The organism is Gardnerella sp. KA00718, assembly GCF_049244285.1.
Classification (GTDB): domain Bacteria; phylum Actinomycetota; class Actinomycetes; order Actinomycetales; family Bifidobacteriaceae; genus Bifidobacterium; species Bifidobacterium vaginale.
The window spans coordinates 947,096-965,787 of record NZ_CP058370.1; the positions used below are offsets into that span (position 1 = coordinate 947,096).

At 38.5% G+C, this 18,692-nt stretch carries 15 protein-coding genes; all 15 read right to left on the reverse strand.

Annotated features, from left to right (window positions below):
* Positions 1-6 precede the first annotated feature (6 nt).
* Positions 7-1,038 (reverse strand): DUF881 domain-containing protein, encoded by a 1,032-nt coding sequence (locus HXT55_RS03785; protein WP_004111644.1) that lies wholly within the window; start codon positions 1,036-1,038, stop codon positions 7-9.
* Positions 1,039-1,080: 42 nt separating this feature from the next.
* Complete coding sequence (locus tag HXT55_RS03790) at positions 1,081-1,683, reverse strand: CDP-alcohol phosphatidyltransferase family protein (RefSeq protein ID WP_004115092.1); 603 nt, start codon at positions 1,681-1,683, stop codon at positions 1,081-1,083.
* A 101-nt stretch (positions 1,684-1,784) separates the two neighbouring features.
* The gene (gene rpe / locus HXT55_RS03795) at positions 1,785-2,450 is read right to left on the reverse strand and encodes a ribulose-phosphate 3-epimerase (RefSeq protein WP_004111648.1); all 666 of its coding nucleotides are present in this window, start codon (positions 2,448-2,450) and stop codon (positions 1,785-1,787) included.
* A gap of 64 nt (positions 2,451-2,514) precedes the next feature.
* Positions 2,515-3,450 (reverse strand): prolipoprotein diacylglyceryl transferase, encoded by a 936-nt coding sequence (gene lgt / locus HXT55_RS03800; protein WP_004115095.1) that lies wholly within the window; start codon positions 3,448-3,450, stop codon positions 2,515-2,517.
* Positions 3,451-3,540: 90 nt separating this feature from the next.
* Positions 3,541-4,581, reverse strand: a complete 1,041-nt coding sequence (locus tag HXT55_RS03805) for a phosphatidate cytidylyltransferase (RefSeq protein ID WP_004115096.1) — start codon at positions 4,579-4,581, stop codon at positions 3,541-3,543.
* Between the two features lie 34 nt (positions 4,582-4,615).
* Positions 4,616-5,170, reverse strand: a complete 555-nt coding sequence (gene frr / locus HXT55_RS03810; protein ID WP_415682260.1) for a ribosome recycling factor — start codon at positions 5,168-5,170, stop codon at positions 4,616-4,618.
* 102 nt (positions 5,171-5,272) lie between these two features.
* The gene (gene pyrH / locus HXT55_RS03815) at positions 5,273-6,022 is read right to left on the reverse strand and encodes a UMP kinase (protein ID WP_004111656.1); all 750 of its coding nucleotides are present in this window, start codon (positions 6,020-6,022) and stop codon (positions 5,273-5,275) included.
* A gap of 176 nt (positions 6,023-6,198) precedes the next feature.
* Positions 6,199-7,050: a translation elongation factor Ts gene (tsf, locus tag HXT55_RS03820; protein ID WP_116437777.1), complete on the reverse strand. Its 852-nt coding sequence runs from the start codon at positions 7,048-7,050 to the stop codon at positions 6,199-6,201.
* Positions 7,051-7,079: 29 nt separating this feature from the next.
* Positions 7,080-7,880 carry a 30S ribosomal protein S2 gene (rpsB, locus tag HXT55_RS03825; protein ID WP_421792508.1) on the reverse strand — a complete coding sequence of 267 codons (801 nt, stop codon included), beginning with the start codon at positions 7,878-7,880 and terminating at the stop codon, positions 7,080-7,082.
* Between the two features lie 270 nt (positions 7,881-8,150).
* Positions 8,151-8,639 (reverse strand): peptide deformylase, encoded by a 489-nt coding sequence (def, locus tag HXT55_RS03830; RefSeq protein WP_004115099.1) that lies wholly within the window; start codon positions 8,637-8,639, stop codon positions 8,151-8,153.
* Positions 8,640-8,766: 127 nt separating this feature from the next.
* On the reverse strand, positions 8,767-10,827 hold the full coding sequence (locus HXT55_RS03835; RefSeq protein ID WP_285067347.1) for an AMP-dependent synthetase/ligase: 2,061 nt from the start codon (positions 10,825-10,827) through the stop codon (positions 8,767-8,769).
* Positions 10,828-11,038: 211 nt separating this feature from the next.
* The gene (locus HXT55_RS03840; RefSeq protein WP_004117869.1) at positions 11,039-11,620 is read right to left on the reverse strand and encodes a hypothetical protein; all 582 of its coding nucleotides are present in this window, start codon (positions 11,618-11,620) and stop codon (positions 11,039-11,041) included.
* Positions 11,621-11,925: 305 nt separating this feature from the next.
* The gene (locus tag HXT55_RS03845; RefSeq protein WP_004115105.1) at positions 11,926-13,056 is read right to left on the reverse strand and encodes a GuaB3 family IMP dehydrogenase-related protein; all 1,131 of its coding nucleotides are present in this window, start codon (positions 13,054-13,056) and stop codon (positions 11,926-11,928) included.
* A gap of 88 nt (positions 13,057-13,144) precedes the next feature.
* A complete protein-coding gene (uvrC, locus tag HXT55_RS03850) occupies positions 13,145-15,376 on the reverse strand; it encodes an excinuclease ABC subunit UvrC (protein ID WP_421792512.1) in 2,232 nt (743 codons plus the stop codon).
* A 44-nt stretch (positions 15,377-15,420) separates the two neighbouring features.
* The gene (gene uvrA / locus HXT55_RS03855; RefSeq protein ID WP_421792514.1) at positions 15,421-18,444 is read right to left on the reverse strand and encodes an excinuclease ABC subunit UvrA; all 3,024 of its coding nucleotides are present in this window, start codon (positions 18,442-18,444) and stop codon (positions 15,421-15,423) included.
* Between the last annotated feature and the right edge of the window lie 248 nt (positions 18,445-18,692).

Consider the following 18,692-nt stretch of genomic DNA (forward strand, 5'->3'; position numbering starts at 1 on the left):
ATTTTCCTATCTCCTACTCAATAATTCTTTTGCAAAATTAATTTCACCAGTTCCCGCAGCAGAAAGTTTAAGCGTATTTGACTTAGAAATTTGCGGATTAATACCTGCGTCGCTAAGAGAAACAAACCACGGAGAACGCTTTTGAGAATTTAACTTTTCAATAAGACTAGAACTGTCTCCAATAGCCTCAATCATATAAGGGCTTTGAGTCTGATTAACACCTATAAGAATAGTTGACCCAGCAGTACGGATGGACGTTTGAGCGCCAATTCTATGACCATTTATTGATATTGCTTCTGCGCCTGCATCCCAAAGAATGGAAACAAAAATCTGAATATCTCTATCTGTAACAACCCTAATTCTTTCTCCTTTAGCCATTTCTCTAGGAATGTTGCCGCTAGAGACGTCATTGTTTGTAGAAATAGGATTAGCAATAGTTAAAACAATTCCAGACCCTACAACGCCATGTGTACCATTCGTCATATTGTCAGATTTATCAACTTGATTTTCATAAGGAGTATTAATTCTTTTTGACTCACGATCTACACTAGCCCGCAATCTAGTTACATCTTTAACAAGATTGTCAAAACGGCTTGCGTGAGAAGTAAGCTCGTTAGCTAACGATAAACGTATGGCTTTACGAGAATCCGTATGCAATTTTCGCACAAATTGGCTTCCCACAGTACCAAGAGCAACACAAATAATAAAGACAATTATTCTAGTAATCCAGAGATTAATCTTACTAACATTCTGCTTATTAAGACGGGAATCCATAAAAAGAGGATCCACTGGTCTATTGCTTAAATCGTCAATTAAGCGTAATGAATAGTCTTCAATACGACGTCTTTTTTCATTATGGTTAGAAAAGTTATAACTTGAATTAGTCACATGATGAGGACCAAGAGCAAATACAGATTTGGAAAAAACTGCTCTGCGTTTTGAAAATAAGATAACGGTTGGAGCAGGAAAAGACTCTGGAATAACACTATTATCAGTGTTATTCACATCATGATTTAGATTAGAAGTCTTTTGCACCATAATATGTCCGTTATTCAAACCAGTTTATACTACTTATAATCCTTATTTAAACTTTTTTATTAATAGCTTATAGGCTTGAATGCAATACAATACTCCAGCAAACCAGTAAAGTGTTATTCCCCAAATTGCACAAGCTATCGCTGCAGCATACAAAATAAGCATTGGTTCAGTAGCAACAGCATAAACAATCATAAATAATACGATAGCAATCATCAATAATGCTGTTCCAGTTTTACCCATGAAATTCACTGGTAAAGGTCCATAATCATATTGTGCAAGAATAACAATCAAAATAGCCATTACTATGTCTCGCAAAACAACAAGAGCCAACGCCCACCAAGGTATAATCTTGGCAAACGCTAAAGCTAAAATGCTGCATGCTATTAAAAGCCTATCTGCAACAGGATCTAAAATCTGCCCTAACTTGCTAACCTGATTAAAAGTTCTGGCAATATAACCATCAACGCAATCTGAAAAAGCAGATATAGCAAGAACGATTAGAGCAACTCCCATTTTATTTTGCGCAATTAAAATGGCAAGATATGGTATAGAACATATACGCAGAAAACTAATCACATTAGGTACAGTAAAAACTCGATCAAGTGCTTCAGGACTGTACTCCTGATTAGAAATGAACTTAACCATACCTATTTCCTTAAAAATAATTTAAAAGACTTACCAATTGTATTCTATTTTGCATATATAAAATATTGGGGCATTATTCTAAAAATGCCCCAATAAAAGTTTTATGCTCGCCAAGCCTCTTGCGCAATATTACGAATAGAATCAATAGCAGCTGATGGATTTTCAGCTCCATAAACAGCAGATCCTGCAACCAGCACATCAGCACCAGCTTCTGCGACTATAGCAGCTGTAGAAGGGCTTACTCCACCATCAACCTGAATATGAGTATCCAATCCACGACGAGTAATTTCATCACGTAAACGACGAACCTTACCCATTTGATTGCTCAAGAACTTTTGTCCACCAAAACCAGGCTCAACAGTCATAATAAGAATCATATCGAATTCATCAAGAATATCGAAAATAGGTTCAACTGGCTCAGCTGGGCGGACTGCAAAACAAGCTTTGCAACCCATGTCTCGCAGCTGACGAGCAAGACGAACAGGCGCATGAGTGGCACCCATATGGAAGCTCACAGAATCAGCACCAAGTTTTGCGTACTCTGGAGCCCAACGATCAGGATCCTCAATCATCAAATGAACATCTACAGGAAGACTAGTAACTTCGCAAATGCGTTTTACAATCGGCTCCCCTAAAGTTAGATTCGGTACAAAATGATGATCCATAACATCAACGTGAACAAGATCAGCATTTGAAATTGCTATAAGATCTCTTTCAAGATTGCAAAAATCTGCAGAAAGAATGCTAGGTGCTATTTGTATATTCATGTGTTCCATTCTAAGAAAAGCAAGCGACTAGAAAAACAAAATATCTATATTATTTAAGAATATTTTAGGATAATCTTTTTGTTTTAATATTTGAATTAGATTGAGATTCACGCTCACGTTCATCTGCAGTTATATCAATAAGACGATTCACAAGATCTGTTCGTGACTTGTGGGTATTTTGCAAAATCATAAAAACAATAATTGAAATAATAAATATAACTATAGAAACCCATACGTTAATTCTTACTCCAAGAAAAGTATGTGAAAAATCAATCCTTAAAGACTCAATCCACATTCTTCCTGCCGTATACCACATTACGTAAAGAACAAACTCAGATCCAGATTTAAGTTTTCTCTTAAGAACTTTGCCGAAAGAAATAAGCAAGGCTGCGCCTGCAAAATTCCAAATCATTTCATATAAGAAAGTAGGGTGAAACAGAGTACCCTCTGGGCATGTGAGACCATCGTAGCAACTTTCACTGTGTCCTATAGCATTTGCAGCAGAATAATTAAGTTTTAGGCCCCATGGCAAAGTAGTTGGAGCACCATAAAGTTCTTGGTTAAACCAATTACCTAACCGCCCTATACCTTGTGCAATAAGCAAGCTAGGTGCAGCTGCATCTGCAAGCAAGCTTATTGGATATTTTTTATAGGTACACAGTGCGCTTGCAGCAATAGATCCTAGGATTACTCCTCCCCAGATTCCTAAGCCACCATTCCAAATTCTAAATATCTCCAACAAATCTCCCTTAGGTCCAAAGAACTTTTCGGGAGTGGTAATAACATGATAAAGACGTGCTCCAACTATTCCTGACGGAAGACTAACCAGTGCAACATCTAATATCTGATTAAAATCTCCGCCTTCTCGTTTCCATCTACGAGTGGTAATCCACATTGCAACAAGTGCACCAGCAAGAATTGATAAAGCATAAAATCTTAACGTTATAGGTCCTAATGTAATCTGAGAAATACTAGGACTAGGAATAGAACAAATCGTCATAAATCCTCATGTTAGTAGAAAACCATGACGGTTACTTGTAATGTTTTTATGACAAAACAAACGATTAATATCTAAAATATTACCTATAAATTAGAACGCTACAACCTTAATCAATGCCATAAGAACAGGCGCACAAAGCAGAATAGAATCCACTCTATCTAAAACGCCACCGTGACCTTTAAGCAAATGCCCCATATCCTTAATACCAATATCCCTTTTAAGCATTGAAGCACATAAATCACCAAAGGTACCAACCATGCCTGATGCAACACCCATTATTGCTGGCATCCACCAGAATTTTATCCAAGAAGATCCATAGAAGCCAGATATGATAGCGTAAGCACCTATCAAAGCAAAAAGCATTGACCCTAAAAGACCCTCTATTGATTTCTTAGGAGAAATACGAGGAGAGAGCTTATGCTTACCAAGCCACGCACCAGCAAACAAACCACCAGTGTCACTTAAAGCTGGTAGAAACACAAGCAGCATCGCATGCGCTATAGCATACTTAGTATTTGTTAAAGACAAAACAATGCATGAGGCAAGCAAAGGAATATACAATACAACAAACAATGAGACTGCCGTATTAGTGAAAGTATTTGCCTTTGCACTTTTAGATGATGTAGGATGCTGGAGCTTTTTTTCTACAGCGCGTAAAGTCCTTTGCGAAACAGTGCTATTCAATGTAGCAAAAACAACAGTTAAAAGCAATGATGCTGTTATGCCACTAGCCATAGCAACAGTATGCCATCTTGCATAAAAAGCAGAAAGAATAGTGATTACAGAACAAACAGACAATAACAGAAATGGAATCCTGAAACCTGCCGTAGCAAAATCTACATGCAACTCCCACAACGCGAGAACCATAAAAATGGTTAAAAGAATAACAAAAGTATCGATGCTAATTACAAGACAAGCAACAATCACAGCAACCAATAAAATCGCAGTCGCTATAGCCTGAGGCATATTTCTGCCAGTACGACGATTTATATCGTCTAAAGTATCATGGGTGCCGTTAATGGTCTTTTCATGTGAAGAATCAGATTTTGCCGACTTATTATTACCGACTAAATTGTTATTAGTTAACAAATCAGCTTTGTTAGACAATTCTCCAAGATTTTCTTGATTCATACGACACCCATTCAACCTAAAAGTTTCTGAAGAATCAGACCTCCATTATTTCCTTCTGCTTGCCATCAAGCAAAGCGTCTAAGGAATCAGTTACTTGCTTCGTAACTTTATCAAGCTCTTTTTGTAAGCGCTCTCCTTCATCTTCGCCGATTTCACCATCTTTTACAGACTTATCAATATTCTCCTTGGTTTTACGGCGAATATTTCGAACAGCAACCTTACCTTCTTCAGCTTTTGTTTTAGCAAGTTTTACGTATTCTTTACGACGGTCTTCTGTAAGTTCTGGCATTGTAACACGAATTACATTTCCATCTCTATTAGGGCTTACTCCTAAATCTGAATCGCGAATAGCCTTTTCTACAGCATTAGCTTGCGAAGCATCAAAAGGAGTTACAGAAAGAGTGCGAGGCTCTGGAACACCAATAGAAGCAACAGCCTTAATAGATGTTGGAGCACCATAATAGTCAACCATAATGCCATTAAGAAGAGCAGGATTAGCACGTCCAGTTCTAATACCCATGAAGTTCTCTTTAGTAGCTTCCACAGACTTGTTCATCTGTTCAAGAGCCTGATCGATAATCGCTGGCATGTATTCTCCTTTATCGGTATGTGCCAATTTTAAAATTTATTATTTAACTATCTATTCATGTTTATTAAATTTTAAATATTCAAATTATGAATATTCGCATATTTAAGCAAATGTAGGTTCAGCATCCGAAACTAAAGTTCCGATTTCCTCACCAACCAGTGCTCTAGTGACGTTTCCTTCACCCTCTAATCCGAATACGCGAATCTTCTGCTTGTTATCTCTAGCCATAGATAGTGCAGAAGCATCCATAACAGCAAGACCATCGACAAGAGCACGTTGATAATTTAACGTTACAAATTTCTTCGCGTTCTTATCTTTCCGTGGATCAGCGCTATAAACGCCATCTACACCATTCTTGCCCATCAAAACCTCATCGCAATGTATTTCCAAAGATCGCTGAATTGATACAGTGTCGGTTGAAAAATATGGCATTCCAGCACCAGCGCCAAAAATAACTACACGACCCTTTTCAAGGTGTCGAATTGCCTTAAGTGGAATATAAGGTTCTGCAACTTGACCCATTGTTATAGCAGTTTGCACACGCGTTGCCTGCCCTGCTTGTTCAAGAAAATCTTGCAAAGCCAAGCAATTCATAACAGTACCGAGCATACCCATATAGTCACCACGGCTACGATCAATTCCAGCCTGCTGAAGTTCTGCTCCGCGGAAGAAGTTTCCACCGCCAACAACAATTGCAACTTGCACGCCTTCATGCACTGCTTTTACAATTTCTCCAGCAATTCTACGAATAACATGAGTATCAATACCAACGGCTCCACCGCCAAATGCTTCTCCCGAGAGCTTCAATAAAACTCTACGAGACTTGCTTTCCCCCGCTTGTGCGATAGTCATAAAACTTTCCTCCAGTCATAACGGCGAACGCAAGCATATCTTTGCCATGATATCTTTCAATGACGACACAGCAAAACACGATTTTATAATGTATAAATTAAAAGAATGGGTTTGCATGACTTATCACGCAAACCCATTCTTGTTTTATGAATTTTTAATAAGCTTTCGCTTAAAAATTATTCAGCAGAGCCTTTGCCAACCTCAACGCGAGCGAAAGCCAAAGCAGAGCCGCCAACTTCCTTGAACAAGTCGCCAATAGTCTTGGAAGGATCCTTAACATAAGCTTGTTCAAGAAGAACGGTTTCCTTGAAGAAGGCATTCAAACGACCTTCAACAATCTTTGGAACAATCTTCTCTGGCTTGCCTTCAGCTAAAGACTTCTCTGTAGCAACGCGACGCTCAGACTCCAACACATCTGCTGGAACATCTTCGCGGCGAAGCCACTGAGCGCCCATAGCGGAAATCTGCAAAGCAGCTTCGTGAGCAACCTTAGCGCCCGCTTCGTCGGTAGCAATCATAGAAACAATGCTTGGAGGTAATTCAACGGACTTCTTGTGAGCATAAACCTCAACGTGAGGACCGCTAATCTTGGCAATCTGCCCAACCTTAACGTGCTCACCAAACAAAGCTGCTGCTTCTTCTACTTCTTCCTTAACCGTAGCATCTCCAGCCTTAGCTGCAAGAAGCTCTTCTGCACTAGAAGCGTCAGCTTCAATAGCATTGCTTAACACGGTTTCAGAGAATTCAACGAACTTTGGAGTCTTAGCAACAAAGTCGGTTTCGGAATTCAATTCAACTGCATAGCCAGTTTCACCTTCTGCAGTTTTAACAACCTTAGAAGCAACGGTTCCTTCCTGAGCCTTGCGACCTTCACGCTTGCCAGCGGCCTGAATGCCCTTAGCACGGATAATTTCCTTAGCGCGAGCTACATCGCCTTCGGCTTCGGTAAGAGCCTTCTTAACGTCCATCATGCCAGCGCCAGTTTCTTCGCGCACCTGCTTAATCAACGCTGCAGTAATTGCTGCCATTTTGTTCTCCTCATTAACCGCCAACAGACTTATTCAGCCTTGGCTTCGTCTTCAGACTGTTCAGTTTCCTTAGTGAGTAGTTCCTTTTCCCATGCTGCCATTGGCTGAGCGTCAGAACCTTCGGACTTTGCGCCCTTTCCAGCACGTTCAAGCAAACCTTCTGCAACAGCGTCAGCCATCAAGCTAGTAAGAAGCTCGACACCACGAATTGCATCATCATTTGCTGGAATAGGATACTCAACAGAGTCTGGATCAGTGTTGGTGTCAACGATTGCCACAACTGGAATACCAAGCTTGTGAGCTTCTTCAACGGCCAAAGCTTCCTTGTTAATATCAACAACAAACATTGCCGAAGGAGTACGGTTCATGTTGCGAATACCGCCGAGCTGCTTGGAAAGCTTGTCCTTTTCGCGTTCAAGAAGCAAAAGCTCCTTCTTAGTCAAACCAGCTCCACGAACATCAGTGAAGTCCATTTCCTCAAGTTCCTTGAGACGCTTTACGCGAGTGGAAACAGTCTGGAAGTTCGTCAGCATACCGCCGAGCCAACGCTCGCTCACGTAAGGCATGTTCACACGAGTAGCCTGATTTTGCACAGCTTCTTGAGCCTGCTTCTTGGTACCCACGAACAAAACAGTACCGTTGTGAGCAACAGTCTGCTTAATGAAGTCATAAGCCTTGTCGATCATGTCGAGCGACTTGAACAAATTGATGATATGAATACCATTGCGCTGGGTTAGAATAAATTGCTTCATCTTTGGATTCCAGCGACGAGTCTGATGTCCGAAGTGCAAACCTGCCTTCAGCATTTCACTCATGGTAATCTGTGCCATATCTATATACCTTTCTTGTCGGTTCTTGCCTGGCCATGCCTGTTCGCATGCAACTTGGATAACATATGTCTAAATCCAAGCCGACCGACACGAACGGACGCGTACATGGCGCGTATTCGCGTATCCGAGTAGACAATAAAAAACGAGCAATCATATAACGCGACAACATTCATGCTCAATGGACACGCAAAAGATAATCATATCAGACGCTTAATACTAAATAAATAATACAAACTAATACTATAGTTGTTGCTAGTTCTCATTTAGATATTATTTAGATAATCCATTACGAAGTTGGCGCAAAGCTTGTTTTCTAACATCTTTCTCTAAACGATCCAAATAAACGTGTCCATCTAAATGATCACACTCATGCTGAATCATACGAGCCATTAAACCCTTGCCCTCTAGAACAATAGTTTTACCGTCTAAATCAATGCCTTTAGCCCTAGCATAATCTGCCCTGCGAGTCTTATACCATAATCTTGGAACGGACAAGCAACCTTCATCCCCATATTGTTCACCACTCAATTCTTCAATAACAGGATTGAGAATATAGCCAATATGACCTTCAATATTGTATGAAAACGCTCTAAGGCTAATACCTATTTGATTTGCACTAAGACCTGCTCTTCCTGGATCGTTTACAGTCTCTAATAAATCTTCTACGAGATTTCTAACTGCTGGAGTAATCTCACGAATTGGATCACATGGTGTTCGAAGAACAGGATCTGGAACAATGCGAATCTGTCTAATAGTCACAGTACTTCCTTAAAAATTCTAAAAGGCTAATTAAAAATGCAATGCAATTATACAAGACTTAGTGTAATTAAAATTGCAATTTTAATCAGCCTATTTAAAGTTTTATAGCTAATTTAGTTTCGAATAACTATTCTTTGTCGTTAGAATTATTATTCTTCTCAGCATATTCAGTATGCTGATCTTTTACATTAACCTGTGTAGGCAAATCCTCACCAAAACGTTTCAGATGAGTAGCAGCCTGATCGATTGCTTGCTTAACTCTAGGAGTAACCGCTTCTTGAGCCTGTTTAACAGTTTCTTGCGCTTGCTTAACAGTCTCAGTTGTCTTATCTAAAATCTTAACTGTAGCAGGTAATGGTCTACTGTTTGGTTTTGGAGCATAAAGCTGATTCTCTATAAGATCACAATACCTCTTCAAAACCTTAGGACGCACAACTTTCATGCTTGGAGTCAAAGTGCCAGTTTCTTGTGAAAATTCTTCATCCAAAATAATAAATTTACGAATAGACTCAGCCCTAGAAACAGTGCTATTTGCCTGATCAATAAACTGTTGTACAACAGAACGAATAGCATCGTTTTCCGCAACAGCACTCATAGAAAGATTTTCATCCATTCCTTGACTCTTAAGCCAAGAACGAACCATATCTGGCTCAACCTCAATCAAAGCGGAAACAAATGGCTTACCGTCTCCTACAACTACTGCGTGAGATACGAGAGGACACTTAGAGATAATACTTTCCAAAGGCGCTGGACTTATATTTTTTCCACCAGCAGTGATAATAATATCTTTCTTTCTACCAGTAATAGACAAGAATCCTTCATCGTCGATCTCGCCTAAATCTCCAGAATGGAGCCATCCATCTTCGTCAATAACATCCGAAGTAAGATCTGGCTTATCATAATATCCGATAAAAACGTTAGGACCTTTTACAAGGACTTCTCCATCATCTGCAATACGGATAGTAATTCCAGGACCAGGGCGACCCACAGAACCAACTTGATTAGCATGCTCAAAATTAACAACACAAGGAGCTGCTGTTTCGGTCATTCCATAACCTTGAATAAAGGTTATTCCATCCAACCCGTTAAAGAAATGAGCAAGCTCAGCGTTTATTGGAGCTCCGCCGCAAGCTAGCCATGATAAATTAGGTCCCAAAGCAGATCGTATGGAAGATCCAACAGTTTTCATATAAAAGTCATGCTGAAGTTTTGCATAAATTGAGTGTGTTCTACCTTCAACTTCATCTTTAGACCACTCAATAAAATGTTGTACAGCCTTTGCAAAAATCCTACCGCGTATACCTGCTCCAGCTTTTTGAGACGCAGCATTATAAACCTTTTCAAACACTCTTGGGACTCCAAGCAAATATGTAGGTTTAAAACTACGCAAATCTGCTAATAAATGCTTTGCACTTGGCACATATCCAATAACACCGTGAGAACCTATTGCCACATACTGTATGTATCTGGCAAAGCAATGAGCTAACGGAAGGAATAGCAATAGTCTACTTGGCTTATAAAGCATATCATTTAAAACGTCATAAGCTGCATACACAATATGCGTAAAATTCCTATTAGAAAGCATTGCACCCTTTGGTTTTCCAGTTGAACCAGAGGTGTATACAATAGTCGCTAAATCATCAGCTTTTACTTGACATATGCTTTTATTAAGCTCGTCGTCGCTGATTGATTTTCCGAAATCAATCACTGCGTCTATTCCAGCAGCTTTAAAGTTAAAAATAGTCTTTAAAGACATACGCTTATTGTCTTGGCGAACTCGCTCTAAGCACTGTGCATGTTCATCATCACCTGCAAAAGCTATCACAGGTTTTACTTCAGAAATAATTTCAGCAGCTTGAATTGCTGAATCTGTTTCGTAAATCGGAATGGTTACAGCACCAATGCAAGCGCAAGCAAAATCCGCAACGCCCCACTCATAACAGGTTGGGGAATAAATAACAACTTTGCTTCCTCGTTCAACGCCAAGAGCAATCAACCCCTTAGCTGTTGCACGAACTTTTAATAGCATTTCAGATGCAGTAACATCATGCCATTGACGAGTATCATCGTCTTGCCATTGGGCTATTACGCCTTGTGGATCTCGCATTGCCCTATTGGCAAGCAGTGAATAAATTGTGTCACCGTCATTTGTTGGGTGAATGACCTCTACAGCAAATTCTCGCAGCATAGTCTTAATTGTACGGTATATCTAACACGACACAAACGAAAGTCGTACAAAAATGTCAACCTAAAATTGGTGGTTTTTACAAATAAACTCTTCTGGTTAGATAATTAGAAGCAAATTAATAATGATTACCTAAACCAGAAGAGTCATATTTTTGTATTTAACTATTATTTAATTGACAATGGAATTTAAAGGCTAGTATATTTCCTACCAATCATCCCAAGTCAACTAATGTACATATCCAACTCCCGTTTTGAGATTTAAATGCCAAAGACGCACAATAATTTAAGCTTCCAATAGAAAATAAAACAACTGCCTCAAAACGAGTTGGACTAATTAGCATTCCATTTATCATTCTTGGCATAGTCGGTTTGCAACGTAGTTGCCAACTTGTATATTCATCGTGTTTGTCTGAGAAACATTGAGATATTAGATACCACATGTTTTCAAGCTTAAAAATACATTCTTCGCTAAGAACCTTACGCATTTGTGACGATATCGGTCTTCCTCTAGAAATGTCACTAGCAATACATGCTACTTTGCACGCTATTAAAGCGAGGTCTAAGTACAATTCCTCATCTGCCGAATTATTAAAGCATGATGATACATGATATGTTGCCATAAAATGCGAAGAACCCACTGGGAATGAACCTTCGTATACTGGCAATGGCTTGCGATCATTCCACTTGAACGTAGGATGATCATCATTTGCAGCAAAGTCGTTTTTTACAACTTCCCAGAATGCATCATTTTCGTCATAGTTATCGCTGACTATGGTACCAAGAGTATTATTCATTTTCCTGCTCTTTCCCGTTAAAATTTGTTACTTATCCCATTTTCTATTTTTAAATTCCTTATTTTATTTTTTGTATTTTTAATTTAAAACCAATGTCTAGCAAAGGTTTAAATAAAGCATACAACTTATTTCAAAAATTCAAAGTATTATTTCTAAGTGTGCATAAATAAAATTAAATCCTCGATTTTTGTTGAAAAATCAAGGATTATTTAGTGTTAAGTTATGCACATTATAGTTTTTACTTCCTTGTGCACTTAAATTTTTAGTTTTAAGCTCACAAGGAAGTAAACAAATAGTATTAAAAATTACCGAACATCCTGATGGAATGGGTTAAATACAACACTACAACGCTGGAAACTCTTAACATCAACATACCCAGTGGATGCCATTGTGCGCCTTAACGCACCAACATAATTTGTTTTTCCGTCTGCCATATGACTTGGACCAAACAAGATATTCTCCAGCGGAGCAACAGTTCCAACATTCGTACGCATTCCGCGTGGCAAAGATGGATGGCGAGCTTCTGCTCCCCAATGCATTCCACGTCCTGGAGCCTCGGTTGCTCGTGCTAAAGGAGTTCCAAGCATGACTGCATCTGCCCCCATAGCCAAAGCCTTAATAAAGTTGCCAGATGTTCCCATTCCGCCATCTGCAATAATTTGAACATACCTTCCGCCAGATTCATCCATATAATCACGACGAGCTTCGGCAACATCTGAGATTGCAGTTGCCATAGGAGCTTGAACACCAAGAGTATTCATAGTTGCAGAAACTGCACCTCCACCGAAACCTACGAGAATTCCAGCTGCACCAGTTCTCATTAAATGCAAAGCCGAAGTGTAATCAGCACAGCCTCCAACAATAACTGGAACATCAAGATCATAAATAAATTTCTTTAGATTAAGTGGTTCATGATCTTTAGAAACATGTTCTGCACTAACAGCTGTTCCACGGATAACAAAAAGATCTACTCCAGCTTCTAACACAGTAGAGTAGAATTCCTGAGTGCGCTGAGGGGAAAGAGCACCTGCAACAGTAACTCCAGAATCACGAATAGTGCGCAAACGTTTAACAATAAGTTCAGGCTTAATTGGTTCAGAATAAATTTCTTGTATACGCTTCGTAGCAATTTCGTTTGGAAGCTCCGAAATTTCCTTTAGAAGTGGTTCTGGATCCTCGTAACGAGTCCATAAACCTTCCAAATCAAGTACACCCAAGGCGCCCATCTGACCCATTGCAATAGCCGTATCTGGGCTAGTAACAGAATCCATTGGCGCAGCAATCACTGGTACGTCAAAACTATAAGCATCGACTTGCCAGGACGTAGAAACAGCCTGCGGGTCGCGAGAACGACGAGAAGGTAGTATAGCAATATCGTCAAGTGAGTAAGCAACTCGGGCTTTTTTGCCCAATCCTATTTCAATTTCCTGAGACATACTTACAAGGCTAGTGTCTTATCATGACGAATCAACATGCCGAAAATTATTTAACTAATTTATAAGATATTTCTATTGAATATCAGTGTTACTTATGCAATGATTCGTAAATAGATTTAGCTTTAGCTTGACCGATTCCAGAAACCTTTTGTAAATCGTCAACACTCGCATCTTTTAATTTCTTAACACTACCAAATACGGAAAGAAGACGTTTTTTGTAAAACTCTCCAATACCAGGAATCGAGTCTAGTGACGAATTTAACATGGCTCTTCTTCGTTTCTGCCTATGATAAGTTATAGCAAAACGATGCGATTCATCTCTAGCTCTCTGTAGCAAATATAATCCTTGGGAGCTTCGTTTAAGAATAATTGGGTATTCATTATTAGGAAGCCAAACTTCTTCAAGCTTTTTAGCCAAACCGCATACGACTATGTTTTTTATTCCACAATCTATCATAGCTTTTTGTGCTGCTCTGGCTTGTTCTCTACCCCCGTCAACAACTATAAGATTAGGCGTATAAGCGAATTTTTTATATTTTGATTTTTCAAGATTTTCTCCGTAATCATCATCTACATCGCCACTACTTGTGTGCTTAAAACGCCTAGAAATAGTTTCATACAATGCGCTCAAATCATCAAGTTTTCCGTTGCCATCAGACCCTTTTATGGAGAATCTTCTGTACTCGCTAGGTTTAGCAATACCATCTTCAAATACAACCATTGATGCAACCTGATATTCTCCATTTACCGTATTGGAAATATCATAACATTCAATACGCAAAGGAGATTCGCTCATTCCAAGAGCATCGGCAACCTCGTTCATGGCGCTACTTCTTGCATCTAAACTGCTGATTCTGCTGGACTTCAGTCTCATTAATGATTGTTTAGCATTATCATTTGCTTGATTCATAAGATTTCGTTTATCGCCACGTTCAGGAACCTTAATGCTAACTTTAGATCCACGCAATTTGCTTAACCAATTTTCCAAATTTTCACATTGATTCTGTGATATTTCAAAAGGAATGATTATTTCTCTAGGGATTGGGGTAATTGGGTCTAGTAAATCTCCCCTTCCTGTTGATTCCTGCCTTTTTTTACGCTCTTTTGTGGTTTTTGCACGATACGCTGAGTCAATATATTTACTCTTGGTATTCTCCAAGTCAATCTGCAATGCATTTCTTGATTGCTCTATTTTCAAAGAGTCTTCATATTGCAAATTATTATTTGATTCATATTCTGAATAAACTCGCATAAGCAAATTCGCTATTATATCTGCATCGCTAATGTCCTCGCTTCTTTCAACCTGCCAATTTTTCTCTCCTCGCAATAAGCCTTCGCGAACAAAGAATGCGTGAACGCATGCCTCTAGAGAATCTCCACTAAAACCAAAAACATCTGCTTCAACGTTCTCGTCAAAAACAACAGAATTTTGTTGCATAACGGTTTTAAAAATGTTTATTTTATCTCTTATTTTTGCAGCATTCTCAAAATCAAGATTATCGCTGGATTCTTTCATTTCTCTTGTTAAATCGTTAATGTAAGAATCACCTATAGAACCAGTTAGTACACCTACTAATTGTTCAACATTATGTCTGTGAGTTTTACGATCCACTTTTGCAATGCAAGGTGCAGAGCATTTTCCAATAGCTGCAAGAAGACAAGGTCTACCAGTTTTATGAGCTTTGACAAAAACGGATTGTCTACACGTTCTTACAGGAAAAGTCTTAAGTAAAGAATCTAGGCTGTGCCTTAGCTGCCACACTTTCGCATATGGACCGAAGTATATAGTTGATTTAGAATTCCTATTTCTTGTGATCCAGACTCTTGGAAAATCATCATTCACAGATACGGCAAGATATGGATATGTTTTATCATCTTTAAAGACAACATTAAAACGTGGATTAAACTCCTTAATCCACGTGTATTCTAGTGTTAAAGCTTCAAGCTCAGTGTTTACGACGGTCCATTCTAAGCTTCGAGCTGTTAAAACCATCGACTGAGTTCTAGGATGAAGCTGATTTAACGGTTGAAAATAATTAGACAACCTATTTCTTAAACTTTTTGCTTTTCCAACGTATATTACTTTCCCCTTCTCATCTCTCCACTTGTATACTCCCGGTTGATTTGGAATATCGGAAGTTTTTGGTCTAAATAAGTCTCTCGTGTCGCCTAAAAGTGATGCTCCAAAATTATTTTTAACTGAATTGTTCAAAATGTCAGTAGTACTTATATCACAATTATATAGGTGAGTTTTCTTCCATTTGCCTTGACTGCTTATAACATCTTCTTTGATATCTATGTTATTATTCACAATTTCCATTCTGTTCACCTCCTTTCATAGAAATACTATTTAACTATATTCCTTTAAGATTTGAGCATAGGCTTTAAGAATTTGCCCGTCCAACTTTCTTTCGATTTTGCAACTTCTTCTGGAGTGCCAGTGATTACTATTTCGCCGCCTTTGTCTCCTCCCTCTGGTCCTAAATCAATAATCCAATCCGAGCATTTTACAACATCAAGATTGTGTTCAATAACTATTACAGTATTGCCTTTATCTACCAAAGATTGAAGAACGCTTAAAAGTTTACGAACATCTTCAAAGTGCAATCCAGTTGTAGGCTCATCAAGAATATAAACAGTTTTGCCAGTTGAACGTTTTTGCAACTCTGTAGCAAGCTTTACTCTTTGTGATTCTCCACCAGATAATGTTGGAGCACTTTGTCCGAGTTTAATATATCCAAGACCAACTTGTACAAGAGTATCCAAATATCTTGAAATGGATGGATATGCTTTAAAGAATACAGCAGCTTCAGAAATTGGCATATTCAGCACGTCTGAAACGGTTTTACCGTTATACGTTACGTCTAGAGTATCTCTGTTGTACCTTTTCCCATGACATTCTTCACATTGTACGTATACATCTGGCAAAAAATTCATTTCAATTTTCAGCGTTCCGTCTCCGCTGCAAGCTTCGCATCTTCCGCCTTTTACATTAAACGAGAATCTTCCAGGACCATAACCTCTAACTTTTGCCTCTGGTGTTTGAGCAAAGAGTGTACGTATTTTGTCCCAGACACCAGTGTAAGTCGCAGGATTTGATCTTGGCGTTCTACCGATAGGATTTTGGTCTACGTGAACAACCTTGTCACAATTTTCAATACCATCAACTCGTTTATGAAGCCCTGGAACAATGCGAGCGCCGTTTAGTTTATCTGCTAAAACTGGGTAGAGTATCGAGTTTATAAGACTAGATTTTCCAGATCCAGATACTCCTGTTATGCAAGTAAATACGCCTAAAGGTATTTGTACATCTATATTTTTAAGGTTGTGTTCTTTTGCTCCAACAATAGTTAGTAAACGATTTTTATTTATTTTTCGACGATTTTTAGGAATTTCTATGCATTTTCTTTTTGCAATATAGTCTCCTGTTATTGAACGTTTTGCATCTTTTATGTGATTTGCTGGTCCGCAATATACTACTTCTCCACCGTTTTCTCCAGCTTCGGGTCCAATATCTACTAACCAGTCGGATTGTCGAATTGTATCTTCATCATGTTCAACAACTATAAGTGTGTTACCTAAGTCGCGAAGATTGTGCAATGTTGATATGAGTTTCTCATTGTCTCTTTGATGTAATCCTATTGAAGGCTCGTCAAGAACGTACATGACTCCAACTAGTCCAGATCCAATTTGAGTCGCCAGTCTTATTCTTTGTGCCTCTCCACCTGAAAGTGTTTTTGCGGCTCTAGAAAGAGTTAAATAATTTAAGCCAACATCATTTAAGAATCCTAATCTTGCCTTGATTTCTTTTACAATTTCTTTAGCAATTATCTTGCTTGATCCTTCTAGTTTTAAAGAATTAATCCATTCAAGACTTTTTTCTATTGGCATATCACATACGTCTGCAATTGAGTATGAGTTTATTGTTACTGCTAAGACTTCTGGACGCAATCGTTTACTGTTACATGTTAAGCATGGAACTTCTCGCATGTACGACTCGTAGTATTGGCGCATTTGATCTGAGTCTGTTTCATCATGCTTGCGCATAAGAGTGCGCACTACGCCTTCGAATCCTGTTGAATATTCCCTCTGTCTTCCCCATCGATTTTTATAAGATACTTTTACTTCAAAATCATGCCCATAAAGTATTGAATTTTGCGTATCTTTCGACAATTCACACCATGGTGTATCCATACTAAAGCCAAGTTCAACGCTTAGCCCTTGTAGTACATGCCTATAGTATTCTCCTGCAGCTTTATTTAGTGCCCAAGGTTCTATCGCGCCTTCGTTAAGTGATTTTTCTACATTCGGCACAACAAGATTAGGGTCAATTTCTAAGTTATATCCTATTCCTGAGCAATCAGGGCACGCTCCATAAGGAGCGTTGAATGAGAATGTTCTAGGCTCTATTTCTGATAAATTAAGCTGGTGATTGTTAGGACAAGCTCTGTGCTCAGAAAAACTTCGGCGCCTGTTTTTAGAATCAACAGATTCATCTACAAAATCAGCTATAACAACTCCTTTAGAAAGTTTCAGAGCCGTTTCTATAGAATCAGTCAAACGAGTACGTATGCCATCTTTTATAATTAATCTATCTATTACAACTTCGATTGTATGTTTCTTCTGTTTTTCTAAAGTAATATCTTCAGAAAGTTCTTTCATCTGGCCATCTATAAGTGCTCTCGAATAACCATCTGATCTAAGAAGAGTAATTGTATCTTTGAATTCGCCTTTTCTGCCATTAACAACAGGTGCTAATATCTGCAATCTTGTTCTTTCTGGTAAAGAAAGTATAGAATTAGCCATTTGTTGTGGTGTTTGAGCACTGACAAGCTCACCACATTTAGGGCAATGAGGAATTCCAACTCTAGCAAAAAGAAGCCTTAAATAATCATAAACTTCTGTGATTGTTCCAACAGTAGAACGAGGGTTACGATTAGTAGTTTTTTGGTCAATAGATACAGCTGGGCTTAATCCCTCAATAAAATCTACATCTGGTTTATCCATTCTTCCAAGGAATTGCCTGGCATACGCGCTTAAGGATTCCACATAACGCCTTTGACCTTCTGCAAAAAGAGTATCGAAAGCAAGAGAAGATTTACCAGATCCTGACAATCCAGTAAAAACAATCATACGATTTCTAGGCAATTGTAAACTAACATTTTTTAAATTGTGCTCTCTAGCTCCTTGTATGGTTATCTTTAAATCTGAAGGAACAGAAGACAAATCATATACTAAATTATCATTATCTTTTACAGGCTGAGCAGAGTCGAGCATAGATTGCAAGATGTCAGCTTTTTTAGTGCATTCATGGTTTTTGTTATCTAAAATTGCATCTTGGGATAAAGGTAATTGCATGTTTTGCGAATAATCTGATTTGCTTTGCATTCTGCCTCCCTAAGAGCTATTTTAAGAATCAAGACTTTGCACCAAACTCACTATTGATTGAGCACTAATTATACAATACAATTAATTATAGAACACTTGTTCGAAGTAGATAATTTTCTGCGTGTTGTCGAAATACATAGAAAAATAAAAGATAAAATCCTTTAGCAAAAACTATGCAAGCCTAACTGTATAATCGTGAGTTTGGCTAACACATTTTGAAGATATTCAGATTAAAGCATTATTTTAAG

Excerpts from the sequence above, each read along its gene's own strand:
- uvrA (WP_421792514.1), bottom strand. The coding sequence starts at position 18,444 with ATGCAAAGCAAATCAGATTATTCGCAAAACATGCAATTACCTTTATCC.
- lgt (WP_004115095.1), bottom strand. The coding sequence starts at position 3,450 with ATGACGATTTGTTCTATTCCTAGTCCTAGTATTTCTCAGATTACATTA.
- HXT55_RS03790 (WP_004115092.1), bottom strand. The coding sequence starts at position 1,683 with ATGGTTAAGTTCATTTCTAATCAGGAGTACAGTCCTGAAGCACTTGAT.
- uvrC (WP_421792512.1), bottom strand. The coding sequence starts at position 15,376 with ATGGAAATTGTGAATAATAACATAGATATCAAAGAAGATGTTATAAGC.
- rpe (WP_004111648.1), bottom strand. The coding sequence starts at position 2,450 with ATGAATATACAAATAGCACCTAGCATTCTTTCTGCAGATTTTTGCAAT.
- HXT55_RS03835 (WP_285067347.1), bottom strand. The coding sequence starts at position 10,827 with ATGCTGCGAGAATTTGCTGTAGAGGTCATTCACCCAACAAATGACGGT.
- HXT55_RS03845 (WP_004115105.1), bottom strand. The coding sequence starts at position 13,056 with ATGTCTCAGGAAATTGAAATAGGATTGGGCAAAAAAGCCCGAGTTGCT.
- rpsB (WP_421792508.1), bottom strand. The coding sequence starts at position 7,880 with ATGGCACAGATTACCATGAGTGAAATGCTGAAGGCAGGTTTGCACTTC.
- HXT55_RS03840 (WP_004117869.1), bottom strand. The coding sequence starts at position 11,620 with ATGAATAATACTCTTGGTACCATAGTCAGCGATAACTATGACGAAAAT.
- tsf (WP_116437777.1), bottom strand. The coding sequence starts at position 7,050 with ATGGCAGCAATTACTGCAGCGTTGATTAAGCAGGTGCGCGAAGAAACT.
- pyrH (WP_004111656.1), bottom strand. The coding sequence starts at position 6,022 with ATGACTATCGCACAAGCGGGGGAAAGCAAGTCTCGTAGAGTTTTATTG.
- frr (WP_415682260.1), bottom strand. The coding sequence starts at position 5,170 with ATGCCAGCGATTATCGATCAGGCTCTTGAACAGATGAACAAGTCTGTG.
- HXT55_RS03785 (WP_004111644.1), bottom strand. The coding sequence starts at position 1,038 with ATGGTGCAAAAGACTTCTAATCTAAATCATGATGTGAATAACACTGAT.
- HXT55_RS03805 (WP_004115096.1), bottom strand. The coding sequence starts at position 4,581 with ATGAATCAAGAAAATCTTGGAGAATTGTCTAACAAAGCTGATTTGTTA.